Annotated in this window: 22 protein-coding genes and 1 pseudogene; 7 read left to right on the top strand and 16 right to left on the bottom strand. The window is 71.3% G+C overall.

Features of this window, described 5'->3' with window-relative positions:
• Nucleotides 1–25 precede the first annotated feature (25 nt).
• The 4 genes and pseudogenes from AB0G16_RS08640 to AB0G16_RS08625 form a co-directional block, all read right to left on the bottom strand.
• Nucleotides 26–1,963: an NADH-quinone oxidoreductase subunit L gene (locus AB0G16_RS08640; RefSeq protein WP_362800780.1), complete on the bottom strand. Its 1,938-nt coding sequence runs from the start codon at nucleotides 1,961–1,963 to the stop codon at nucleotides 26–28.
• 308 nt (nucleotides 1,964–2,271) lie between these two features.
• Nucleotides 2,272–2,556, bottom strand: a pseudogene (gene nuoK / locus AB0G16_RS08635) (NADH-quinone oxidoreductase subunit NuoK); the annotation flags it as partial.
• Between the two features lies 1 nt (nucleotide 2,557).
• A complete protein-coding gene (locus tag AB0G16_RS08630; RefSeq protein WP_362800777.1) occupies nucleotides 2,558–3,094 on the bottom strand; it encodes an NADH-quinone oxidoreductase subunit J in 537 nt (178 codons plus the stop codon).
• Nucleotides 3,091–4,050 carry a 4Fe-4S binding protein gene (locus AB0G16_RS08625; protein ID WP_362800774.1) on the bottom strand — a complete coding sequence of 320 codons (960 nt, stop codon included), beginning with the start codon at nucleotides 4,048–4,050 and terminating at the stop codon, nucleotides 3,091–3,093. The genes AB0G16_RS08630 and AB0G16_RS08625 overlap by 4 nt, the downstream gene beginning before the upstream one ends.
• 251 nt (nucleotides 4,051–4,301) lie before the next feature.
• On the opposite strand from AB0G16_RS08625, the gene AB0G16_RS08620 reads away from it, so the two are divergent.
• Complete coding sequence (locus tag AB0G16_RS08620; protein ID WP_362800771.1) at nucleotides 4,302–5,876, top strand: protein kinase; 1,575 nt, start codon at nucleotides 4,302–4,304, stop codon at nucleotides 5,874–5,876.
• A 227-nt stretch (nucleotides 5,877–6,103) separates the two neighbouring features.
• Here the strand turns inward: AB0G16_RS08620 and AB0G16_RS08615 are convergent, their stop codons facing one another.
• From AB0G16_RS08615 to ndhC, 5 genes are all read right to left on the bottom strand, one after another.
• Nucleotides 6,104–7,042 (bottom strand): hypothetical protein, encoded by a 939-nt coding sequence (locus AB0G16_RS08615; RefSeq protein ID WP_362800769.1) that lies wholly within the window; start codon nucleotides 7,040–7,042, stop codon nucleotides 6,104–6,106.
• 154 nt (nucleotides 7,043–7,196) lie between these two features.
• Nucleotides 7,197–8,150, bottom strand: coding sequence for an NADH-quinone oxidoreductase subunit NuoH (gene nuoH / locus AB0G16_RS08610; protein WP_362800869.1), 954 nt, complete (start codon nucleotides 8,148–8,150; stop codon nucleotides 7,197–7,199).
• Between the two features lie 65 nt (nucleotides 8,151–8,215).
• The gene (locus AB0G16_RS08605) at nucleotides 8,216–8,842 is read right to left on the bottom strand and encodes an NADH-quinone oxidoreductase subunit C (protein ID WP_362800766.1); all 627 of its coding nucleotides are present in this window, start codon (nucleotides 8,840–8,842) and stop codon (nucleotides 8,216–8,218) included.
• Nucleotides 8,835–9,275, bottom strand: a complete 441-nt coding sequence (locus AB0G16_RS08600) for an NADH-quinone oxidoreductase subunit B (RefSeq protein WP_246474028.1) — start codon at nucleotides 9,273–9,275, stop codon at nucleotides 8,835–8,837. The genes AB0G16_RS08605 and AB0G16_RS08600 overlap by 8 nt, the downstream gene beginning before the upstream one ends.
• Nucleotides 9,276–9,385: 110 nt before the next feature.
• Nucleotides 9,386–9,757, bottom strand: coding sequence for an NADH-quinone oxidoreductase subunit A (gene ndhC, locus AB0G16_RS08595; protein ID WP_362800763.1), 372 nt, complete (start codon nucleotides 9,755–9,757; stop codon nucleotides 9,386–9,388).
• 301 nt (nucleotides 9,758–10,058) lie between these two features.
• Here ndhC and AB0G16_RS08590 point away from each other — a divergent pair, with 301 nt between their 5' ends.
• The 5 genes from AB0G16_RS08590 to AB0G16_RS08570 all read left to right on the top strand — a co-directional run bounded on the left by AB0G16_RS08590 (nucleotide 10,059) and on the right by AB0G16_RS08570 (nucleotide 15,739).
• The gene (locus AB0G16_RS08590; RefSeq protein ID WP_362800760.1) at nucleotides 10,059–11,450 is read left to right on the top strand and encodes a polysaccharide deacetylase family protein; all 1,392 of its coding nucleotides are present in this window, start codon (nucleotides 10,059–10,061) and stop codon (nucleotides 11,448–11,450) included.
• 47 nt (nucleotides 11,451–11,497) lie between these two features.
• On the top strand, nucleotides 11,498–11,587 hold the full coding sequence (locus AB0G16_RS08585) for a putative leader peptide (RefSeq protein ID WP_362800757.1): 90 nt from the start codon (nucleotides 11,498–11,500) through the stop codon (nucleotides 11,585–11,587).
• A 207-nt stretch (nucleotides 11,588–11,794) separates the two neighbouring features.
• Nucleotides 11,795–13,648 carry a 2-oxoacid:acceptor oxidoreductase subunit alpha gene (locus tag AB0G16_RS08580; RefSeq protein WP_362800755.1) on the top strand — a complete coding sequence of 618 codons (1,854 nt, stop codon included), beginning with the start codon at nucleotides 11,795–11,797 and terminating at the stop codon, nucleotides 13,646–13,648.
• A complete protein-coding gene (locus AB0G16_RS08575; RefSeq protein ID WP_362800753.1) occupies nucleotides 13,641–14,702 on the top strand; it encodes a 2-oxoacid:ferredoxin oxidoreductase subunit beta in 1,062 nt (353 codons plus the stop codon). Before AB0G16_RS08580 ends, AB0G16_RS08575 begins: the two co-directional genes overlap by 8 nt.
• 95 nt (nucleotides 14,703–14,797) lie before the next feature.
• A complete protein-coding gene (locus AB0G16_RS08570) occupies nucleotides 14,798–15,739 on the top strand; it encodes an SDR family NAD(P)-dependent oxidoreductase (RefSeq protein WP_362800750.1) in 942 nt (313 codons plus the stop codon).
• 108 nt (nucleotides 15,740–15,847) lie between these two features.
• On the opposite strand, the gene AB0G16_RS08565 is transcribed toward AB0G16_RS08570, so the two are convergent.
• The 5 genes from AB0G16_RS08565 to AB0G16_RS08545 form a co-directional block, all read right to left on the bottom strand.
• Entirely contained in the window at nucleotides 15,848–16,660 is an 813-nt protein-coding gene (locus AB0G16_RS08565; protein ID WP_362800747.1) for an SAM-dependent methyltransferase, read from the bottom strand.
• A 209-nt stretch (nucleotides 16,661–16,869) separates the two neighbouring features.
• Entirely contained in the window at nucleotides 16,870–17,376 is a 507-nt protein-coding gene (locus AB0G16_RS08560; RefSeq protein WP_362800743.1) for a GNAT family N-acetyltransferase, read from the bottom strand.
• Nucleotides 17,377–17,542: 166 nt separating this feature from the next.
• Nucleotides 17,543–18,361, bottom strand: coding sequence for a MerR family transcriptional regulator (locus AB0G16_RS08555; protein ID WP_362800741.1), 819 nt, complete (start codon nucleotides 18,359–18,361; stop codon nucleotides 17,543–17,545).
• A gap of 95 nt (nucleotides 18,362–18,456) precedes the next feature.
• Complete coding sequence (locus AB0G16_RS08550) at nucleotides 18,457–18,978, bottom strand: hypothetical protein (protein WP_362800738.1); 522 nt, start codon at nucleotides 18,976–18,978, stop codon at nucleotides 18,457–18,459.
• A gap of 17 nt (nucleotides 18,979–18,995) precedes the next feature.
• Nucleotides 18,996–19,265, bottom strand: coding sequence for a hypothetical protein (locus AB0G16_RS08545; RefSeq protein WP_362800735.1), 270 nt, complete (start codon nucleotides 19,263–19,265; stop codon nucleotides 18,996–18,998).
• A gap of 110 nt (nucleotides 19,266–19,375) precedes the next feature.
• On the opposite strand from AB0G16_RS08545, the gene AB0G16_RS08540 reads away from it, so the two are divergent.
• Nucleotides 19,376–20,101 (top strand): TetR/AcrR family transcriptional regulator, encoded by a 726-nt coding sequence (locus tag AB0G16_RS08540; protein WP_362800732.1) that lies wholly within the window; start codon nucleotides 19,376–19,378, stop codon nucleotides 20,099–20,101.
• Nucleotides 20,102–20,137: 36 nt separating this feature from the next.
• On the opposite strand, the gene AB0G16_RS08535 is transcribed toward AB0G16_RS08540, so the two are convergent.
• Both AB0G16_RS08535 and AB0G16_RS08530 read right to left on the bottom strand, forming a co-directional pair.
• A complete protein-coding gene (locus tag AB0G16_RS08535; RefSeq protein WP_362800729.1) occupies nucleotides 20,138–20,662 on the bottom strand; it encodes a hypothetical protein in 525 nt (174 codons plus the stop codon).
• 61 nt (nucleotides 20,663–20,723) lie between these two features.
• Nucleotides 20,724–21,410, bottom strand: a complete 687-nt coding sequence (locus AB0G16_RS08530) for a methyltransferase domain-containing protein (RefSeq protein ID WP_362800726.1) — start codon at nucleotides 21,408–21,410, stop codon at nucleotides 20,724–20,726.
• Nucleotide 21,411: the final 1 nt, after the last annotated feature.

The following is a 21,411-nucleotide window of genomic DNA, read 5'->3' as shown; positions in this document are numbered from 1 at the left end:
ACGACGCCCCGGAGAGGCACGAAGATCACTTGAGGATCACCGCCCCGGCCGTGAGGAGAAGGACGCCCGCCAGCAGGCCGGTGATGTAGAGCTGGGCGTTGCCGTTCTGCGCCAGGCGGACGAGCCCGGCCACGCCCAGGGTCGTCCGGCCCGAGCCGCGCACCGCGCCGTCGACCACGCGGTCGTCGACGCGGACGACCAGGCCGCCGAGGAGCAGGACGGGGCGGACGAACAGGGCCGTGTAGACGGCGTCGACGTGGAAGGCCCGTTCACAGGGGACGCGTAGCGGGCCGAGCAGGCGGGCCGGGTCGCTCCCGGGCTCCGAGCGCCACACGGCGTAGACCACCCCGGCGCCCAGCAGCGCCAGCACGAGGCTGAGGGCGGCGGTGCCCCAGTGGACGTCACCGATCCGGGCGAGGCCGAGGAGGAGGGCCGGGACCGCCAGGACGACGATGGGCCAGCGCATGGTGGGCGGTGTCCCGTGCACGGGGGCATGGGCGGGGGCGGGGTCTGCCGGGGCGCGCTGCCCGAAGAAGGTGCGCAGCCACGCCCGGGTGGCGTAGGCGCCGGTGACGGCGACCGTGGCCAGGGCGCAGCAGTACAGCAGCAGGGCGGCGGCGTCGGTCAGCGGGCCGGCGGACAGGGAGCCCTCGATGGCCACCAGCACCTCGTCCTTGCTGAAGAAGCCGCTGGCCGGTGGGAGGCCCGTCAGCGCGGCGAAACCGATCGTCATCGCGGCGAAGGTGACGGGAAGGCTCGTGCGGAGCCCTCCCATGGTGCTCATCAGGTTGGAGCCGACCGCGTGGATCACCGCCCCCGCACAGAGGAAGAGCAGCGCCTTGAAGGCCCCGTGGGTGATCAGATGGAAGATCGCGGCACTCCGGGAACCCGCCGCCAGGGCACCGGCCATGTAGGCGAGCTGGCTGACGGTGGAGTAGGCCAGGACGCGTTTGAGGTCGTCCTGGGCCAGGGCGGCGAGGGCCGCGCCCAGCATGCCGAGCGCGGCCAGGACCGCGAGCACGTCCAGGGTGGCGGGGGCTCCGAGGAAGACCGGGTAGAGGCGGGCGACGACGAAGATCCCGGCGGCGACCATGGTGGCCGCGTGGATGAGGGCGCTGATCGGCGTCGGCCCGGCCATCGCGTCGGGCAGCCAGACGTGCAACGGCACCTGGGCGCTCTTGCCGGCCACCCCGGCCAGCAGCAGCATGGTGGCCGCGACGAGCGTGCCGGACGACATCGCGGGGACGGCCGCGACGACGTCGGCGATCCTGAAGCTGCCGGCCGCCGTCCCGAGGACGAAGATGCCGAACAGGAAGCCCACGTCCCCGATCCGGGTGACGAGGAACGCCTTGATCGCCGCCCGCGAGTTGGCCCTCTCCTCCCACCAGTGGCCGACCAGCAGGTAGGAGCACAGACCCATGACCTCCCACCCCACGTAGAGGACGAGCAGGTCCGCCGAGTAGACGACCAGCAGCATGGCGCTGGTGAACAGGCTGATGAACGAGCTGTACGACGGGTACCGCCGGTCGCCGCGCATGTAGCCGACGGAGTACACCTGGACGGCCAGCGCGACGACGGTCACCAGCACCGCGATCGAGGCGGCGAGGCCGTCGACGAGCAATCCCACCGAGATGGGCACCGAGCCGGTCTCGATGACGGCGAAGGTCGCGGTGATCCCTTCGGTCGTGCCCTGCCCACCGGCACCGGCCGGCACGGACGCCTCGGCTCCGCTCCGGCCCGCGGCGACCCAGGCGGCGTACGCCGGCCAGAGCGCCAGGAGGGCGGAGGCCGCGGTGGGTATCACGGCGATCCAGGCGGCTCGGCGGCCGGCCGCGTCATGGGCGGCGGGGTCGGGTGCGGGAGGTGTCACACCGGTGGAGCGGTGGGGGAAGCGAGAGCCGAGCAGGCCCGCGGCGGCTCCCAGAAAGGGCAGCAGGATCACGAGCGCGGCAATGGTGATCATGGTGCTTCACCCGGCCCGGCGTCCGTCCGGCGCCCCTCCGCGGAGTCGGGCGACCCGGCCCGGGGGCGGGGCCGAGGGGGGATCGAGGGCTCGGCCGGGGTGCGGGCGGGGCGGCTGGGCGTGTGGGCGGAACCGGTGGACGTGAGGGCGGGGCCTGCCGGTGCGAGAGCGGGCTCGGTGCCCGGGGAGGAGGCGGCCTCGTCCGGCGGAAGGGCCGCGGGGGTGGTCGCGGTGGGGGCGGAACCGGCGTGGCTGGAATCGGCGGAGGTGGGGAGGGTGGCGGTGGCGGGCTCGGCCAGGGAGCGGAGACGGTCGAGGTCGACGGTCCGGCGGTTGCGGTAGAGAGCGAGAATGATCGCGAGGCCGAGACCGACCTCCGCGGCGGCGATCACGATGACGAAGAGCGTGAGGACCTGCCCGCCGTGCAGCCGGTCGCGCAACCACACGTCGAAGGCGACCAGGTTGAGGTTGACCGCGTTGAGCATCAGCTCGACCGACATCAGCACGAGGATCGTGTTGCGCCGGGCGAGCACGCCGTACACGCCGATGGAGAACAGCAGCGCCGAGACGACGGCGGGATAGACGACGTGCATGTCAGTCCCTCCCGCGGATGTCGGTGCGGGACAGGACGATGGCGCCTATCAGGGCAGCGAGCAGCAGGACCGAGAGCGCCTCGAACGGGAGCACCCAGTTGCGGAAGATGCTGGAGCCGAGCTCACGCGCGGAACCACCGCCGGGTTCGAGGGGGACGTAGGCCATGCGGAAGCCGTCGACGACGACGGTGACCAGCACGGCCGCGGTGGCGATCGCCACGATCGCGGCGGTGGGCCTGTTCGGGCTGTCGAGATCGGCGGTCCTGCCGATCGGGGCACGGGTCAGCATGATGCCGAACAGCAGCAGGACCACGATCGCACCGACGTAGATCAGGACCTGGACCCAGGCGACGAACTCGGCGGTCAGGACCAGATAGCACCCCGCCAGCGCGCCGAAGCAGACCACCAGCCACAGGGCGGCGTGGACGAGCTGCCGGGTGGTCACGACCAGCAGGGCCGACCCGACGGCCACCGCGCCCAGCAGAAGAAAAACGATCTCCTGCCCGCTCGGTGACAGATAGGACGGCGCCTCGGTCACGTCTCCTCCTTCGGCTCTCCGCTGGGATCCGCAGGAGAAGTCTGCTCCGGCGCGTCGGCCGCCGGGGGCACGCCACCCTTACCTGTGGATAACTTCTCGGCGGAGGAGCCGCCCGTGGACGAGTCCGCGGGCTTGGGGAGGGATCCCGGTGGACGGATGGCCCGGACGCGCGCGTGTGCCGCCGAGGTGGCGGGGCCGGAGGGCCCGCCCGGCGCCCGCGCGGAACGTCCGGGAGGCGAGGGAGGCGCGGAAGGTGCGGAAGGTGCGGAAGGCGCGGAAGGCGCGGAAGGCGCGGAAGGCGCGGCGGGGGCGTCCGTGGCCGGGGAACCGGAAGCACCGGGGGCCGGGGAACCCGGGGAGCCTGAGGAATCCGGGGAACCCGGACCGGAGCCGGACCTGGAGGCCGGGGCGGCGGGGGTGGCGGGGGCGGAGGCGGGTGTACCGGAGGGCGACGCGCCGGAGGGGGACGTACCGGAGGAGGGGGTGGGTCGGGGGCGGACCGGGCGCGAGGTCGCCGCCAGTTCCTTGGGCGGGTCGGCGTTGGGTTCGTGGGCCGGGGGCGGCGGGACGGTCGCGGCCCAGGCCGCCAGCCTGTCCTTCTCGTGCAGGAGGTTGCGGATGTCCCCGTCGGCGTACTCGAACTCCGGGGACCAGAACAGGGCGTCGAAGGGGCAGACCTCGATGCAGATCCCGCAGTACATGCAGAGGGAGAAGTCGATCGCGAAGCGGTCGAGCATGTTGCGGGCGCGGGGACGGCCGCCCTCGGGCGCCGGGAGGGTCTCCTTGTGGGAGTCGATGTAGATGCACCAGTCGGGGCACTCGCGGGCGCAGAGCATGCACACCGTGCAGTTCTCCTCGACCAGCGCGATCACCCCCCTGCTCCGGGGCGGCAGCTCCGGCCGGACCTCGGGGTACTGCTGGGTCACCGACCTGCTCAGCATGTGGCGAAGGGTCACGGAGAGCCCCTTCGCCAGTCCCACTCCTGGTATCCGCGCCACAACTCAACATCATGACGCACGGTGGGGCGCTCGGGAATGCGGCGGGCACCGGAGACCTCGCCGGTATGGCCCCGACGGCGCGGATCACACGGGCCCGAAGTTATCCACAGAAGTTATCCACAGACTGTGTGTTCGATAACCGCCGCCCACTCGCCCTGGTGAAGCACAATGCTCTGCGTTCATGCCAAAAGAATCGTATTGTTCGCCCCATGTCCTACCAGTACGGACCGCCTGCATGGCAGCCGCGGCCACCGGCGCGTTCCACCACGGCGTGGAGCGTCCTGTGGGCCCTGGCTCCCCTGCTGACCTGCGGTATCGGTACGCCGTTCATCATCGGCCACGCCGCCCACCGACTGCGCAGTCCGCTGCTGGCCCTCGCCGCCGTCCTCTACGGCATCGGCATCGGCGTCTTCATGACCGGCGCCTCGATCTACGGCGACTCCGACCTCATCCCGGTATGGCTGGACACCGTCGGGTCGATCGGCCTGTTCGGTAGCTGGATCGGCGGCCTGATCCACGCCCTGATCATCAGGGAGTCGGTGTTCCGGCGTCCCGTGGACGGGCACCCGCACCCGGCCGCGAGGTACGGGCACGTCCGGACCCCGCACACGACCGCACCGACGGCGCCCTCGGCCATGCGCCCGCCCGCGGGGTGGCAGCGGCCCTCGCCACAGCGCATGGGGGGCGGCGCGCCGCAGGGCGTTCACCACGGACCGCCCGCTTCGCGCGACACCGGCCCGCACGGCGCCGGCCCCTACGACACCCGCCGCGACGTCCCCCCGTACGGTTCCGCCGGCCCGTACGACAAGGGGTCGTACGACAAGGGACCTCATGACAACGGGCCGCACGGCAACGGCCCGTACGGCAACGGTCCTCATGGCGGGCAGCGGCACGACGAGATGCCCCGCGACGGGCGGCCCCGTCAGGGGTCACCGCCCCACCCGGCCGGGTACCTCTCGCACGGGCGGCCCTCCCACGATCCCGCGGTACCGGACCGGGACGCCGGGACCCCACTGGGCCGGCTGGGGCCGTACCGGCTGATCGGCGAGCTCGGGAAGGGCGGGCAGGGGAAGGTCTACCTCGCGCTCACACCGCAGGGGCAGAAGGTCGCGATCAAGGTGCTGCACGACCACGTCGGCGGCGACCGGGCGGTCAGGGAACGCTTCCTGCGCGAGGTGGAGGCGACCCGCAGGGTGGCGACGTTCTCCACCGCGCGCGTCCTCGACGTGAACATCAACGAGGATCAGGCGTACGTCGTCAGCGAGTACGTGGAGGGCGTCTCCCTGGAGAAACTCGTCCGCGACAGGGGACCCCGCGACGAGGACGGGCTGACCCGGCTCGCGCTGGCCACGGCGGGCGCGCTCGCCGCTATCCACCGGGCGGGGGTCGTGCACCGGGATTTCAAACCGGCCAACGTGCTGATCGGCGCCGACGGGCCCCGGGTGATCGACTTCGGTATCGCCCGCGCCCTCGACCAGGTGACCGCGACCTCGGGAAAGATCATGGGCACACCCGCCTACATGTCACCCGAGCAGCTCTCGGGCGAGGCGATCGGCACGGAGACCGACGTGTTCAGCTGGGCCGCGACGATGCTCTTCGCCGCCTCGGGGCAGGCGGCCTTCGGGGAGGACACCATCCCCGCGATCCTGAACCGGGTGATCAACCACCATCCCGACCTGACGCCCATGCCGCCGTCACTGCGCCCGCTGGCCGCCGCCTGTCTCGACAAGCTGCCCGCCAACCGGCCCACGGCCTCCGACATCATGCTGCGGATCGTGCACTGACCGGCCGAGGGTCGCGGGGCGAGCGGGGTGGCCGGGAGGGCCGGGATGGCCGGGAAACGGTTCTCCGGCGGTGAGAGCGCGCGAGCACGCGGGGATACGCGGAGGGACGCGGGGGAGAACGCGGGAACGCGGAGGAACGCGGAGGAGAACGCGGGAACGCGGAGGAACGCGGAGGAGAACGCGGGAACGCGGGGGGACGCGAGGGAGAACGCGGGGACGCGCGCGGGTCAGGGCACCGCGTCCCTCGCCCCCTCCGACAGGGTCAGGTACTCCTCGTGGGTCAGCGCGCGAACCTGGAGCTCCAGATCGTTTCCGGAGGCGAAGCGCTCCACCTCCTCGGGGTCCCAGCGGCCGGGCAGGTGGAAGAGCCCCCCGCCCACCAGCAGGCCGCTCACCCCGGACTCCGCCGAGTACAGCAGCAGCTCGGACGCCTCCAGCTCCCGGGTCCTGCGCGCCGTCTCCAGCAGCAGACGGTCGTGGACGACCACCAGCCGGCAGTGCGGCTGCCCCTCGCGCCTGAGCACCCTTCCCTGCGCGTTCTGCCTGCGCGTCCTGCGGCGGCCGATCCCGACCACGACGACGGCCCCGACGACCGTCAGCCCCGCCAGCACCAGCGCCACGATGCCGAGCGCCCCCATCCCCCGGGTGACGTCGGCGCGGGTGTCGGTCAGGTTCAGCAGCACCAGCGCCACGAAGACCGCCCCGTAGGCGAGCACCGCCCACATGAGCACGTACAGCAGTTGCTCGCGCCACCACACCTTGGGCGAGCTCAGGGGCGGCCTGAGGCTTCTCGCGCCGGGCACGCGCAGACGCGGCAGCGGCGCGGGCGCCCGGCGCCAGGTCACCCCGTGCCACCTGGGGGACCTGCGCGCCAGCGCGACCCTGGCGCGCTGCGGCGTGTCGAACGTCCGGAACTCGAACTCCAGCCCGTTGCCGGCGGCGAACGCCTCCACCTCCTCCCTGGAGCGGGCACCCGGCGCCTCCAGCATGACCAGGCCGGACTCGTCCAGCACGGCCAGGCCGTACCTCGTCCTGCCCCTGCCGGGATAGCCGAAGATCAGCATGGTGCGCGCCCGGACCTCACCGGCCAGCGGCAGCCGCACCGGTGGATGTTCCGGCACGTCGACGACCAGTTCGTGGTTCTCAACGGCAAGCGCGAGGCTCATGCGTTCCGTCCTTGGCAGGTGGTGTCACAGGGTGTATTACTTCCCTGCCCAGCGTGGGCGCTTCGAACGTCAGATCATCTCGTACGGCGGCCCGATCGCGCGAGGACCGGTGAGAAGGAGACGCCGGATCGGCCGGCGAGGAGGAGGCGCGGGGTCACCCGGCGACGACCCTGACGACCCCCGTCAGCGCGAGCTGGAACAGCGCCAGCGGCACGAGCACCACCCAGGCGAGCCTCTGCAACTGGTCCTCGCGCAGGCGCGGGTAGCTCACCCGCAGCCAGATGATCACGAAGACCAGCAGGAAGACCTTGAGCAGCATCCAGACCGGCCCGGGAAGGAAGGGCCCCTGCCAGCCGCCCAGGAACAGCACGCTGGTCAGCGCGGACACCACGACGATCCCGGCGTACTCGGCCAGCATGAACAGCGCGAACCTCATGCCGGTGTACTCGGTCATCGGGCCCATGACGAGCTCGGAGTCGGCGATCGGCATGTCGAACGGCGGGCGGCGCAGTTCGGCGAGCCCGGCGACGAAGAAGACCACCCCGCCGATCGCCTGCCAGGGCAGCCACCACCACTGCCAGGCCTGCACGATGCCCGGCAGGGAGAGCGTCCCCGCGGCCATGGCCACGCTGGAGGCCGCCAGGACCAGCGGCAGCTCGTACGACATGAGCTGGGCCGCCGAGCGCATGCCGCCCAGGACCGAGTACTTGTTGCCCGACGACCACCCGGCCATGACCGAGCCGAGCACGCCGACCCCCATCACGGCGAGGACGAAGAACAGCCCGGCGTCCAGGTCGACCCCGACCAGCCCGGGGCCGATCGGGATCACGACCATGACCAGCAGGTAGGGGATCAGCGCCACGCCGGGCGCCAGGGCGAAGACCCGGCGGTCGGCGGCGGCCGGGATCACCTCCTCCTTCTGCATGAACTTGACCCCGTCGGCGACGAGCTGGGCCCAGCCGTGGAAGCCCCCGGCGTACATGGGACCCAGGCGCGCCTGCATGTGCGCCATGACCTTGTGCTCCATCTGCCCGGCGACCAGCGGCAGCACCAGGAAGGCGGCGACGATCACGAGCAGCCGGACGGCGGCGTCGAGCACCTCGGCGATCACGGGCACCTCCGGCGAGGAGGCTCGGGCACCACGGCGGTCACGGGCACCTCCGGCGGGGCGTCTCAGGCACCACGGTCGCGCCCCCAGCCGGCCGGTACCCCGGGAGGGAGCGTCTTGCGGCGGCTCGGCGAGCCGTGGTCGGACTCGCCGGGCTCCTTGGCGCCCGGCCACGCCTTGGCGACCCGGGCGGCCAGGACGAAGTCCTTGCGGAGCGGGAACCCCTCGAACCCCTCGGGGAGCAGCAGGGGGACGAGGTCCGGGTGGCCCTCGAAGACGACGCCGAACATCTCGAAGGTCTCGCGCTCGTGCCAGTCCGCCCCGCGGAAGACCCCGACCGCGCTGGGCAGCCGGGGGTCGGCCCGCGGTACGCGGGTGCGCAGCAGCAGGCGGGAGCGGGAGGCCGGGGCGTAGAGGTGGGCGACGACCGCGAACTCCTCCGGGGGCTCGTCCACCGCGGTCAGCCAGTCGAAGAACTCGTACCCCTCGGCCCTGGCGGCGGCCAGCAGGTCGACCCAGTCGCCGGCGTCGACGTCCGCCGTGGTCTGGCCGAAGGACTCCGACACCCTGGCGCGCCCGTCTCCGGAGAGACGGGCCAGGGCCCCGGCCGCGGGCACGGCCGCGGGGACGGACGCGGGGACGGACGCGGGGACGGACGCGGGATCGGGCGCGGGGACGGGCAGGTCAGGCATAGCGATCACCCAGGTTCTCGGCCGCGATCTTCTCCTGGAGCATCATGATGCCGTGGAGCAGGGCCTCGGGCCGGGGAGGGCAGCCGGGCACGTACACGTCGACCGGGATGATCTGGTCGACGCCCTTGGTCACGCAGTAGGAGTCCCAGTAGGGGCCGCCGGAGTTGGAGCAGGCGCCGAAGGAGATCACGTACTTGGGGTCGGGCATCTGCTCGTAGAGCCGCTTGACCGCGGGGGCCATCTTGTCGGTCACCGTGCCGGAGACGATCATCAGGTCGGCCTGTCGGGGGCCGTTGGCGAACGGGATCACCCCGAACCTGATGAAGTCGTGCCTGCTCATCGAGGTCGCGATGAACTCGATCGCGCAGCAGGCCAGACCGAAGTTGAACGCCCACAGCGAGTAGCGCCGCCCCCAGTTGAGGATGAAGCGCATGGGTTTGGGTGCCAGCCGCGAGACCGGCCCCACGGTGGGCATCGGGAGATCCGCCATGGCACGCATTCTCCTTCGGTGTCGGCGCCCGCGCTCCGTCGGCCCGCCGGGGCTCAGGTCCAGGTGAGCACGCGCTTGCGCCAGGCGTACAGGATGCCGAGCGCGATGAAGGCCAGGAAGACGAACATCTCGGCCAGGGTGGCCGCCCCGAAGCCGGGGGCGGCGAAGATCGTCGCCCACGGGAACAGGAAGACCGCGTCGACCGCGAAGACCACGTACAGGTAGGTGAACACGTAGTAGCGGATCTGGGACTGCGCCCAGCCGTCGCCGACCGGGTCCACGCCGCACTCGTAGGTGAGCAGCTTCTCGTGGGTGGGGCGGCTGGGACGGAGTGCCCGGTTGACGAGCAGCGCCCCCGCGACGATCAGCAGGCCGATCGCGAACAACGCGAGGACGACCACGTAGGAGCCGAAATATCCGCTCATGGCCTCTCCTCCCGGGATCCGCGCCGCGGCACTCCCTCGTCCTACCTATAGCAGCATCCGCCGCCCCCGTCACGCGATGGGAACCCCCGGGAGCGGGACCGGCCCGGGGCGTCGGGACGCCTAAAGCCTCCGTGTACCTAATATCAAATCCGAGTAAATACCTCATTATTACGTTTAGCCTCTTTTCATGCCTAATAAGCGATTCATCGGAGGAATCGCCTGGGTGGCCGCAATGCTCGCCGGTTGCGGTGCGGCCACCGCCTCCCCCGTGACGAGGGCCCCCCTGCCCTCGGAACCGACAATGATCAATTATGTGGACCCGTCGGCCGTCAGCGGCCTGACCACCCGGACGCTCAGCAGTGGCGAGCGCGGAGGCCGGCGGGCGCACGCCGCCTACCCGGCCGTCACCGGGGCCCCCCGCCTCACCGACCGGCTCCGCGACACGGTCGAGGACGAGCTCCGCCGCTTCACCTGGCGCGAGGCCCCCGGCGACACCACGACCGCTCCCGAGTTCAACGTGGACTGGCTCCTGGCCGCCGCGTCCGAGGAGGTGCTGGGGGTACGGCTGCGCATCGGCCGTTCCATGGACGCGGGCTGGCGGGAGTCGCGCACCACCCTCTGGTACGACCGGACCGACCGCCGCGTCCTGGGCTCCGCGGGCCTGATCAGGGACGACGCCGCGATGTCCACGCTGGTGGGGCTGGTCGAAAACGAGATGACCAGGCGGGGAACGCCGGTGCGCCTCGACCCGCTCAGGCTCGACCCGAGGATGTTCGACTCCCTGGTCTTCAACCCGCGCGGCGACCTCGTCGTGGAGTTCGACGACGGGCAGGTGGCCTCCAGGTCCACCGGGCGGGTGGCGGTCGCCGTGCCGTCGGCCGTCTCCGGGCCGCTGCTGTCGCCGACCGGCCTGCGGGCGCGGCGGGCGGTCGCGTCGGCGCCCAGGCCGTCCGGCACCTCGCAGCGGGACATGCTGGCGGCGAGCACCGACAAGCCCCCGGCCCGCAGTTCCAGGGCGGGCGGCGTGGACTGCGCCAGGGCCCGCTGCGTGGCCCTGACCTACAACGACGGACCCGGCCCCGACACCGGACGGCTGCTCGACGTCCTCGGCCGGCACGGGGCCAGGGCCACCTTCTTCAGCCTCGGCTCCGGCGCCTCGGCCCGCCCCGACCTGCTGCGGCGGATGCGGGACGAGGGGCACCTGGTGGCCAACCACACCTGGTCCCACCGCGACCTCACCACGCTGACCACCCTCATGGTCACCTCCCAGCTCAACCGCGCCCAGCACGCGATCGCCCAGGCGATCGGACAGGCCCCCACGCTCATGCGCCCGCCGTACGACGGGCTCGACGGGCGGGTGGCCGGCGCCGCCGCCGGGCTGGGCATGGCCGTGGTCCGCTGGAACGTCGACGCCGACGACCGCGGCGAGCCCGACCCCCGCGTCATCGCCGACCGGGTCGTCACCCGGACCGGCCCGGGGTCCATCGTCCTCATGCACGACGTCCACGGCGCCACCGTGGACGCGGCGCCGGAGATCGTGCGCAGGCTCGCCGAGGCGGGCTACACCTTCGTCACCGTTCCCGAGCTGTACGGCCCGCGCGCGATGCGACCGGGCTGGATCTACGACTCCGGGGCCGGCGCCGAGTCGCCGGAACGACTGCCGGCGTCATACCCTGGGGCTATGAGGCCATAACCGGAGGCGATGAGAGCCGCTCGAGGACGGGACATATATTGGACGGCGTGACCACAACCGTCCTCTTCGGCCGCCTGCACGTCGACCTGTGCAGGCTCGCGGCCGGGCTGTGTCGGACCGGCCGTCCGCGATCGTGACCTCTCCGCGGGCCGCTGGAGGCCCGCGATGCGCCGTGCACGCACGCCCCAGGCTTCGACTCAAGGCCGCCGAGGACAATGCGACAAAGGTCACTTTCCTCCGCCGAGTGGAGCGCGAAAAGACTACGCGTCACCCCGAGGACCTAGCATGGAAAAAAGAATGTGCCACGAACAACGGCGCGCTGTCGCGTCGAGGAGGACTGAGCTGTGACCAAGCAGGTTCAGCAACTCGACCGCGTGATCATCCGGTTTGCCGGCGACTCCGGTGACGGCATGCAGCTGACCGGTGACCGCTTCACCGCAGGGACCGCGGAGTTCGGCAACGACCTCTCGACGCTCCCCAACTTCCCCGCCGAGATCCGCGCCCCCGCAGGCACCCTGCCGGGCGTGTCGAGTTTCCAGCTCCACTTCGCCGACCACGACATCCTCACCCCCGGCGACGCCCCCAACGTCCTGGTCGCGATGAACCCCGCCGCGCTGAAGGCCAACCTCTCCGACCTGCCGCGCGGCGCCGACATCATCGCCAACACCGACGAGTTCACCAAGCGCAACCTGCAGAAGGTCGGCTACGACGCCAACCCGCTGGAGGACGACTCGCTCGCCGAGTGGCGGCTCCACCCGGTGCCGCTGACCTCGCTGACGGTCAGGGCGCTGGAGGGCTTCGACCTGTCCAAGAAGGACGCCGAGCGCTCCAAGAACATGTTCGCCCTCGGGCTGCTGAGCTGGCTCTACCACCGGCCCACCGAGGCGACGATCCAGTTCCTGGAGACCAAGTTCGCCAAGAAGCCCGACATCGCCAAGGCCAACATCGCGGCCTTCCAGGCGGGCTGGAACTACGGCGAGACCACCGAGTCCTTCTCGGTCTCCTACGAGATCAAGCCGGCCAAGCTGCCCCCGGGCGTCTACCGCAACATCTCCGGCAACCAGGCGCTCGCCTACGGCCTGATCGCCGCCTCGGTGCAGTCGAGGCTGCCGCTCTTCCTGGGGTCGTACCCGATCACCCCGGCCAGCGACATCCTGCACGAGCTCTCCCGGCACAAGCGGTTCGGCATCCGCACCTTCCAGGCCGAGGACGAGATCGCGGGCGTCGGCGCGGCGCTCGGCGCGGCCTTCGGCGGGGCGCTGGGCGTCACCACGACCTCCGGGCCGGGTGTCGCGCTCAAGGCCGAGACCGTCGGCCTGGCGGTGACCACCGAGCTGCCGCTCATCGTGGTCGACGTGCAGCGGGCCGGTCCCAGCACCGGCATGCCCACCAAGACCGAGCAGACCGACCTGCTGATGGCCATGTTCGGCCGCAACGGCGAGTCGCCGCTGCCGATCATCGCGCCCTCGACCCCGTCGGACTGCTTCGACGCGGCGGTGGAGGCGGCCAGGATCGCGGTGAAGTACCGCACCCCGGTCATGCTGCTCTCCGACGGCTACCTGGCCAACGGCTCCGAGCCGTGGAAGGTGCCCGACGCGGCCGACCTGCCCGACATCTCCACCGAGTTCGCCTCCGGGCCGAACGCCGAGGACGGCACGACCTTCCTGCCGTTCAAGCGCGACGCCGAGACCCTCGCCCGCCCCTGGGCGATCCCCGGCACCGCGGGCCTGGAGCACCGGATCGGCGGCATCGAGAAGGCCGAGAACACCGGCAACATCTCCTACGACGGCGGCAACCACGACCGGATGGTCAGGGTCCGCCAGGCCAAGATCGACGGGATCGCGAACGACATCCCGGCGCTGGAGGTCGACGACCCCGACGGCGACGCCCGCGTGCTGGTGCTCGGCTGGGGTTCCACCTACGGGCCGATCGCGGCGGCGGTGCGGCGCATCAGGAAGAGCGGCGGCAGGGTCGCCCAGGCGCACCTGCGCCACCTCAACCCGTTGCCCGCCAACACCGGCGAGGTGCTGCGCGCCTACGACAGGGTGCTCCTGCCGGAGATCAACCTCGGCCAGCTCGCGCTCCTGCTGCGCGCCCGTTTCCTGGTCGACATCATCAGCTACAACCGAGTGCGCGGGCTTCCTTTCAAGGCCGAGGAACTCGCCGGCGTGATCCAGGATGTGATCGACAGTGAGTAGTACCGAGGTGTCCCTCCCCGGAGTCGGCGGCGGACTCTCCCTGGTCCCCAAGTCCGAGGTCAAGCTCGGCATGAAGGACTTCAAGTCCGACCAGGAGGTGCGCTGGTGCCCCGGGTGCGGTGACTACGCCATCCTGGCCGCGGTCCAGTCGTTCGTGCCCGAGCTCGGTCTCAAGCGCGAGAACATGGTGTTCGTCTCGGGCATCGGCTGCTCCTCGCGGTTCCCGTACTACATGAACACCTACGGGTTCCACTCCATCCACGGGCGCGCCCCGGCGATCGCGACCGGCCTGGCCGCCTCCCGGCCCGACCTGTCGGTGTGGGTGATCACCGGTGACGGCGACGCGCTGTCCATCGGCGGCAACCACCTGATCCACGCGCTGCGCCGCAACGTCAACCTGAACATCCTGCTGTTCAACAACAGGATCTACGGCCTGACCAAGGGGCAGTACTCCCCGACCTCCGAGGTCGGCAAGATCACGAAGTCGACCCCGATGGGCTCGCTGGACAAGCCGTTCAACCCGATCTCGCTGGCCATCGGCGCCGAGGCGTCCTTCGTGGCCAGGACCCTCGACTCCGACCGCAAGCACCTGCAGTCGGTGCTGCGCGAGGCCGCCGAGCACAGGGGGACCTCCCTGGTCGAGATCTACCAGAACTGCAACATCTTCAACGACAACGCCTTCGAGCCGTTGAAGGACCCGGAGCAGCGCGACGACATCACGCTGCGCCTGGAGCACGGCATGCCCATCGCCTCGGCCTCCAAGGCCGTGCGCCGGGCGGCCGACGGCGGCATCGAGGTCGTCCCGAGGTCGGCGGTGAGCGAGGAGGAGATCCTCGTCCACGACGCCCACCGCGCCGACCCGTCGCTGGCGTTCGCGCTCTCCCGGCTGGACGAGCCCTCGTTCGAGCACGTCCCGATCGGGGTCTTCCGCGACGTCGACCGCCCCTCCTACGACGAGCTCATGGCCGCCCAGCTCGAAGCGGCCGTCGGCGAGAAGGGTCCGGGCGACCTGAACGACCTGCTGCTGGCCGGGGACACCTGGCGCATCGGCTGACCGGTACCACGCGCACGACCACACGGTAAGGCCCGCTCCTCGGAGCGGGCCTTACCGCTTGTTTGCGCAAATCCCCCCGAACCAGGAGGAAGAACATGGTCGTCCCGTTGGCGGAGGAGCACTGGCACGCGAGGCCCGTGCTGGTGACGGGAGCCGGTGGCTTCATCGGGGCCCACCTGGTCCGGCGCCTGGGCGAGCTCGGCGCGCGCGTGCACGCCGTCGGCCGCAGACCCCGGGAGGGCTCGGAGCACGGCGAGACGTGGCACGTCGCCGACGTCGCCGACGCGGACGCGGCCCGGGCCCTCGTCCGCTCCGTCCGCCCGGACGTCGTGTTCCACCTGGCCAGCGAGGTCGCCGGGGCCAGGGATCCGAAGCTCGTACTGCCGATGCTGCACAGCAACCTCACCGGCGTGGTCAACCTGCTGACGGCCGTCACCGACGGCCCGGAGACCCGCGTGGTGCTGGCGGGCTCGCTGGAGGAGCTCCGGCCGGACGAGGGCGAGCGGGCGCCGTCCTCGCCGTACGCGGCCTCCAAGTGGGCCGCCGGGGGCTACGCGCGGATGTTCCACCACCTGTGGGGCGTCCAGGTGAGCAACCTGCGGATCGGCATGGTCTACGGTCCCGGCCCCCAGGACGTCCGCAAGCTGGTCCCGTACGTGACGCTGTCGCTGCTGCGCGGGCAGGAGCCCGAGCTGGGCAGCGGCACGCGCGAGCTCGACTGGGTCTACGTCGACGACGTGGTCGACGCCTTCCTCGCGGCGGGCGCGAGCCCGGAGGCGGGGGGACGTACCTTCGACGTCGGCGCGGGAGAGGGCACCTCCATCCGCGACACCGTGGACCTGCTCACCCGGATCGTCGGCGGTGTCGCCGGCGGCGAGGCCCGTCCCCGCTACGGAGCGCTGGGCGACCGTCCCCTCGACAGCGCCAGGATCGCCGACCTGACCGCCACCGTCGAGATCCTCGGCTGGCGGCCCGCCGTCGGCCTGGAGGAGGGCCTGCGCCGGACCGTCGCCTGGTTCGCCCGCGAGAACGCCTGAGCGTACGGGACGGACCGGTCTCTCGCACGACGGCGGAGGACCGGTTCGCATGGCTCGGGATCTGCAGGGTGGGTCTGCGGGGCAGGTCTGCGGGGTGGGCCGCGGAACTCAGGGCTTGCGGGCCACCCCGCAGAACGCGCTCACCACGGGGGAGGGCTCGTCCCAGCGGTCCGGCTCGGGGCGCCACTCCGGTGTCGGCACCATACCCGGTTCCACCAGCTCCAGGCCGTCGAAGAAACCGGCGATCCGCTCCGGGCTGCGGAGCTGGTAGGTGTTGGCGGAGCTCGCGTTGTAGGCGGTGACGGCCTCGATCAGGGCCGGGTTGGTGTTCGTGCCGTCGCTCAGCGCCAGATAACTGCCGGGAACGAGGGGTTCCAGCAGCCGGTCGATGATGCCCTGGGGGTCGTCGTCGTCGGTCACCTGCCCGGCGATGCTCAGCATCATGACCGCTGTCGGCCGGCCGAGGTCCAGCGTCGTGGCCGCCCCCTCCAGGATGAGCTCGGGGTTGCGGACGTCCGCGTCGACGTAGTACGCGGCACCCTCCGGGGTGCCGGTGAGCAGGGCACGGGCGTGCACCAGCACGATGGGGTCGTTGTCCACGTACACCACGCGCGTTTCCGGCGCGATGCCCTGGGCGACCTCGTGGGTGTTGTTCGCCGTGGGCAGCCCGGTGCCGATGTCCAGGAACTGCCGGATCCCGGCCTCGCGCACCAGGTAGCGGACGGAGCGGACGAGGAAGTCACGCTGCAGGCGCGCGACCATCGCGAAGTCGGGGAACAGCCTGAGCAGGGTCTCCCCGGCCTCGCGGTCAACCGGGAAGTTGTCCTTGCCGCCGAGCAGGAAGTTCCACACCCTCGCGGAGTGCGGCACGGTGGTGTCGACACGCGCCCACGCGGATGCGACGGCGTCACTGTCACTCATAGTGAAATATCATCTCAAATCAAGATCGATACCAGCCTCCGACGCTACCAGGCCCCTCAGACGCCTTGTCGGCCTTTCACCGATCTTCCTTCTGTCATCCCAGCGTGGCGGCCACCCAGCGGTGCGAACGCGTTTGCGTCCACGACGAGAAACCATGCGCCGGGAAGGTCCCGCGCTCGCCGTCGCACGCTTTCTCGTCGTGACCGCTGTCACCGTGCGGGGAGAATCATGATCATGGTGTCGGAGTCCGGCCCCGATTCGACGGTCGTGAACCCTTCGGTGGCGTAGAGGCGGCGGGCGCGGTTGGACCGCTCGACGCTCAGGCAGATACGGGTGAAGCCGCGTTCCGCCGCCCGCCGGACGACCTCGGTCAGCAGGGCACGTCCCACTCCCCCGCCTCGCCACGACGGGAGAACGCCCACGGAGAGTTCCGGGACACCTTCGGACACGAAACCGTAGCCGGGATCGTCCGGGCCGAACAGCCGTAGCCAGGCCGCACCGACCGGTCGCCCACCCGCCTCGACGGCGATCACCCCGAGGTCGCCCGGCCGGGGCCAGCCCTCGACGTAGTGAGCCGTCCGCCGCTCCGCGAGGACACGGTCGCGACCGATCGGTTCCCGAGCGGGATCCCAATTCACGGCCGCCACGAGCATGTCCGTGAGGAAGCCCGCGTCGCCGGCCGTCGCCGGCCGCAACGAGTAACCGCTTACGCCCATACGGCGAATCCTGCCACCCGCCATGCTGGCGCCGACCCGGTGATCGTTTCCGGTCACCGGGACGGGCCGGAGCCGGGCGACGAGCCGTGTCGCGACGCCCCCGGGAGTTCGCTCCGCCGGCCACGGAGCCGGGACACGTGACCCCCCGGAGGTTCGGCCGGCGGTTCTATGGGTGTGGCGTGATGACTTCCTGCAATTCGGTCACCCAGGTCGACGGGTCGCCGTCGCCGTACTTGAGGTACACCTCGCGGGCCATTCCGGAGCTGCGGTAGCCGCTGTCCTCGATCCACCGGGCGAGCCGCTGGGCCGTGGCGTCCACGTCCTCCATGGGCCCGTGGTGGACGACCGTGGCCGCCTGCTCGATCGCGGGCAGGTCGACGACGTCGAAGTCGTAGGACCCGTCCCGCTCCGCGTTCACCGGAGCGCCGGCGTGCACCCGCACCCCCTCGGGGAGCTGCTCGTAGTACGCGACCATGGGGCCGACGACGGCGAGGCCGGCCTCGTCGAGCCGCCTGCACAGTTCCCCGTACAACGGCTGGATCACCGGGCCGATCCTGTCCGACTCGAAGCTCTCCGCGACGTCGCTCAACTCGGCGAGGCGGATCGCGGGAACACTCTTGACCACGACATCGATGGGCATGACGCCCTCCGTTTCGATCGTTCGGAGTCTCGCACCCACCCGGGCCAGCCGCGCCGTGTCCTCGGCCAGCCGCGCCTCCAGCTCCGCGCGGCGGAGTCGCAGCATGCCGTGCAGCTCCTCCAGGCCGACCTTCTCGTCCAGGATCCGCCCCACCTGCTGGAGGCTGAGGCCGAGATCCTTGAGCGCGATCAACCGGTTGAGCCGGGACAGCTGCCGTGCCTCGTAGTAGCGGTAGCCGGTGGCCTGGTCGACCCGGGCGGGCCGGAGCAGTCCGAACGTGTCGTAGTGCCGCAACATGCGTACGGACACCCGGCCGAGGCGGGCGAAATCTCCGATGCTGAACATGATGCCTCCGGTTTAGGACCTCACACCGTGTCAGGGTCAACCGTGTCACCCCGTACACCCCGGAAGTGAGCCGGGCGGAGGGGGCCGCTCGGGTGTCAGCGCGGTTGCCGCCAGTAAGCGAGCATCCCGCTCGCGCTCTTGACCACGCGCGGGAGGGACTCGTCCTGAGGCCAGATCTGCAGCAGGTAGCGGTCGATGATCTCGCTCGACGTGTCCGCCTCCGCGGCCTCGTCCATGTTCCGGGCGTGGTAACGCAACCGGTACCGTCCCGGGCCCGCGGGAAGTTCGGGAAGCTCGTGGACGTTCCCGCCGCCCCACTCGTGCAAGGACACCTGCCCGGCCTCGGACTCGAAGTCGATCTCCACGATGTCCTCGTAGCCTTCGGTGTCCGCCCCCGGGTCGTGGCCGGCCACCGTCACCGAGAAGCCGACCGTGCCCGTGTGCAGGCCCGTGATGAGAAAGGCGCAGCCGTCCTGCACCCGTACGATCCCGACGCGATGCGTGGGGTGGTCGGGCAGCAGGTCGCCCGGCCCCTCGGCGTCGTCGGTCTCGTCGACGAGGTACGCCTGCCGGTAGGAGACACGCAGATCAAAGGAAACGCTGTGAGAGTCGGTCATGAGCCGCGACCCTACGATCATGGACCGACATTTCCCGACCGGTCCGGACGGCGGGCGGCGGAGATCGCCCGCTTGTGCCGGACGTCCAGGAAGGCGATCACCGCGAACGCGACGGCCGCCGCCGCGACGGCGGCGACGTAGCACCACGGGGCGGGCAGGTAGTTGGCCGCCACCAGCACGTTCGGGTCCTTGTCGGTGAACACGCGGAAGATGATCGCCATCGGGCCCTCCCAGACACCCGCGATGAGCGTGAGAAGCATTGCCAGCCGGTACCAGGCCTCGTTCACAGTCCACTCCCGTCGAGATACGAATGTATCAACGACACCATCGGTGATCCCCTGTCAGCAAGGCAATGAAGGGCAATACATCACGGTAATGATGCGGTTAATCTGGAAGTGTGGGTGACGAAATGAAGTGCCGGGTCTGTCGCGGCCCGCTGCGGGCGTCCGCGCGCGGACGCCGCCCGGTCTACTGCTCCCGCGCCTGTCAGGCACGGGCGTACCGGGCCCGCAGGAACCCGCCGGTCCCGGCCCCCGCCGCTCCGGAGCCGGCCGGTCGCCGGCGGCAGATCGTCGAGGCGATCTGGCGGATCGCCGCCGAGCGCGGCCTCCAGATGGCCACCGTCCGGGAGATCGCCGCCGAGGCGGGCGTGTCCCCGCGGGTGGTGCAGTACCACTTCACCGGCAAGCACCACCTGCTGGTCACCGCCCTGCAGATGCTGCACCGGGAGAACGAGCACCGGGGCCGGGAGCGGATCGCGGCGCTGCGTGACGCGTCCGACCCGCGGGTGCTGCTGCGCGCCACCCTGGAGGAGCTGCTTCCGCTCGACGAACAGCGCCGCGCGAGCCTGCGGGTGATGGCCGCCTACTACGCGCGGAGCCTCACCGATCCCGCGCTGGCGGCGGTCTTCCTGCACGAGGGGAGCCCGCTGGAGGACCTGGTCACCGCCCTGATCGAGGCGGCCGGTGCCCGGCCCTCGATCGACGCGGCCCGGGAAGCGGTCCTGCTCGTCGGCGGCGTGAGCGGGCTCGGACTCGACCTGCTGCACCGCCGCCGCACCCTGGCGGACGTGCGGCGCACCGTGGACTACCACCTGAGCCGCATCCTGACGGAGCGGCCGTGACCGGCCGGCGGCCGCGGGGGAACGTCGGTCCTGGAGTCACCGTTCGTCGCCACGGACGCGGTGGGCGGCACGTTCCTCGTGAAGAACGAGGTCACGGGCCAGGTGAGCGCGGCGCAGACCGTGTGAGCGCAGGTGGCGGAGATCCTCGGCGGTGTCGTACATGAGCTGGACGTGAAAGTAATTCACATGCTCCAGCACGGCGAACAGCCCGAACCCCAGGCCGGGCCAGCTTCCGATCCCCGGATCGACCACCACCGTCCCCGCGACGAACAGCAGCCCGACGGCGAGCACGGCGACGTTACCCCTGCGGAGGATCTCGAAGGCCCGGCGCCCCGGGAGGAACCTGTCTCGTGTGGCGATCTGGCGCAGCTTCGCCGACCAGTACCCCGCCCCCTCCAGCAGGAGAAGCGCGAACAACGCGAAGCCCGCGGCGTTGCCCGCGGTCACCGGCAGTCCGAGCACGCCGAACCAGATCGCCGCCTGCAACGGGACGTTCAGCGCCTCCAGCCAGGCCAGCGACCGCAATCGTCGCTGGACCCGGGAACGGGAAAAACGGTTCATCCGACGAACATGCCACAGCCCCGGCGGGAAGGCGGCATCACCGCCGGCGCCGGACCGGCGCTCAGCCAGCGCGCGTCCCGGAGGCGAGGAAGATCGGGACGGCGAGGAACAGCCGGTCGTCGCGTGCCCGGGCGGCCTGCTCGTCGAGCCAGGTGCCCTCTCCCAGGTTGGCGAGTATCGGCAGGCCCTCGCGGCCCGTCCACACGATCGTGTGGACCTCGACGGTGACGTCGACGAACCCGTTGTCCAGCAGGAGGTTGCGGTACCGGCGCGCGGCTCGCGGGTGCGGCATGGCGTCCGCGCGGGCGTGGACGAGCGTGCGGACGAGTCCGGGATCGTCGGAGTCGATCACGAACGTGTCCCAGTCCTGGCCGGCGAGCACCGCGCGGCCGTTTGAGGCCAGGACCCGGCGGGCCTCGGCGACGGCCCGCTCGGGCTCGGTGAGAGCGTGCAGGAGCTTGTCGGCGCGGTAGCCGGTGACCGAGCCGTCGTCGAGAGGCAGCGCGGTGGCGTCGGCGACGTGGAACTCGCCCGCGGGCCAGCGTTCGGCGGCGACCTCGATCATGGCGGGATCCAGGTCGACGCCGATGGCCCTGACCCCGCGGGCGGCCAGCTCGCCGACGGCGCGCCCGCTTCCGCAGCCGACGTCGACGACGCTGTCGCCCAGCGCCCGGTAGGTGCGTTCCCGCAGGTCGCGGGCCTGAGAGAGGTCGTCGAGAGCGTCAAGGAGAGTAAGCAGTGTGGACATG

Source organism: Streptosporangium sp. NPDC023615, assembly GCF_040640155.1.
Classification (GTDB): domain Bacteria; phylum Actinomycetota; class Actinomycetes; order Streptosporangiales; family Streptosporangiaceae; genus Streptosporangium.
This window is presented reverse-complemented; position numbering and strand designations above follow the sequence as displayed.

Excerpts from the sequence above, each read along its gene's own strand:
- AB0G16_RS08560 (WP_362800743.1), bottom strand. The coding sequence starts at position 17,376 with ATGGGCGTAAGCGGTTACTCGTTGCGGCCGGCGACGGCCGGCGACGCG.
- AB0G16_RS08605 (WP_362800766.1), bottom strand. The coding sequence starts at position 8,842 with ATGCCTGACCTGCCCGTCCCCGCGCCCGATCCCGCGTCCGTCCCCGCG.
- AB0G16_RS08565 (WP_362800747.1), bottom strand. The coding sequence starts at position 16,660 with ATGAGTGACAGTGACGCCGTCGCATCCGCGTGGGCGCGTGTCGACACC.
- AB0G16_RS08590 (WP_362800760.1), top strand. The coding sequence starts at position 10,059 with ATGATCAATTATGTGGACCCGTCGGCCGTCAGCGGCCTGACCACCCGG.
- AB0G16_RS08555 (WP_362800741.1), bottom strand. The coding sequence starts at position 18,361 with ATGTTCAGCATCGGAGATTTCGCCCGCCTCGGCCGGGTGTCCGTACGC.
- AB0G16_RS08600 (WP_246474028.1), bottom strand. The coding sequence starts at position 9,275 with ATGCGCTTCATCCTCAACTGGGGGCGGCGCTACTCGCTGTGGGCGTTC.
- ndhC (WP_362800763.1), bottom strand. The coding sequence starts at position 9,757 with ATGAGCGGATATTTCGGCTCCTACGTGGTCGTCCTCGCGTTGTTCGCG.
- AB0G16_RS08530 (WP_362800726.1), bottom strand. The coding sequence starts at position 21,410 with ATGTCCACACTGCTTACTCTCCTTGACGCTCTCGACGACCTCTCTCAG.
- AB0G16_RS08550 (WP_362800738.1), bottom strand. The coding sequence starts at position 18,978 with ATGACCGACTCTCACAGCGTTTCCTTTGATCTGCGTGTCTCCTACCGG.
- AB0G16_RS08620 (WP_362800771.1), top strand. The coding sequence starts at position 4,302 with ATGTCCTACCAGTACGGACCGCCTGCATGGCAGCCGCGGCCACCGGCG.
- AB0G16_RS08570 (WP_362800750.1), top strand. The coding sequence starts at position 14,798 with ATGGTCGTCCCGTTGGCGGAGGAGCACTGGCACGCGAGGCCCGTGCTG.
- AB0G16_RS08640 (WP_362800780.1), bottom strand. The coding sequence starts at position 1,963 with ATGATCACCATTGCCGCGCTCGTGATCCTGCTGCCCTTTCTGGGAGCC.
- AB0G16_RS08615 (WP_362800769.1), bottom strand. The coding sequence starts at position 7,042 with ATGAGCCTCGCGCTTGCCGTTGAGAACCACGAACTGGTCGTCGACGTG.
- AB0G16_RS08535 (WP_362800729.1), bottom strand. The coding sequence starts at position 20,662 with ATGAACCGTTTTTCCCGTTCCCGGGTCCAGCGACGATTGCGGTCGCTG.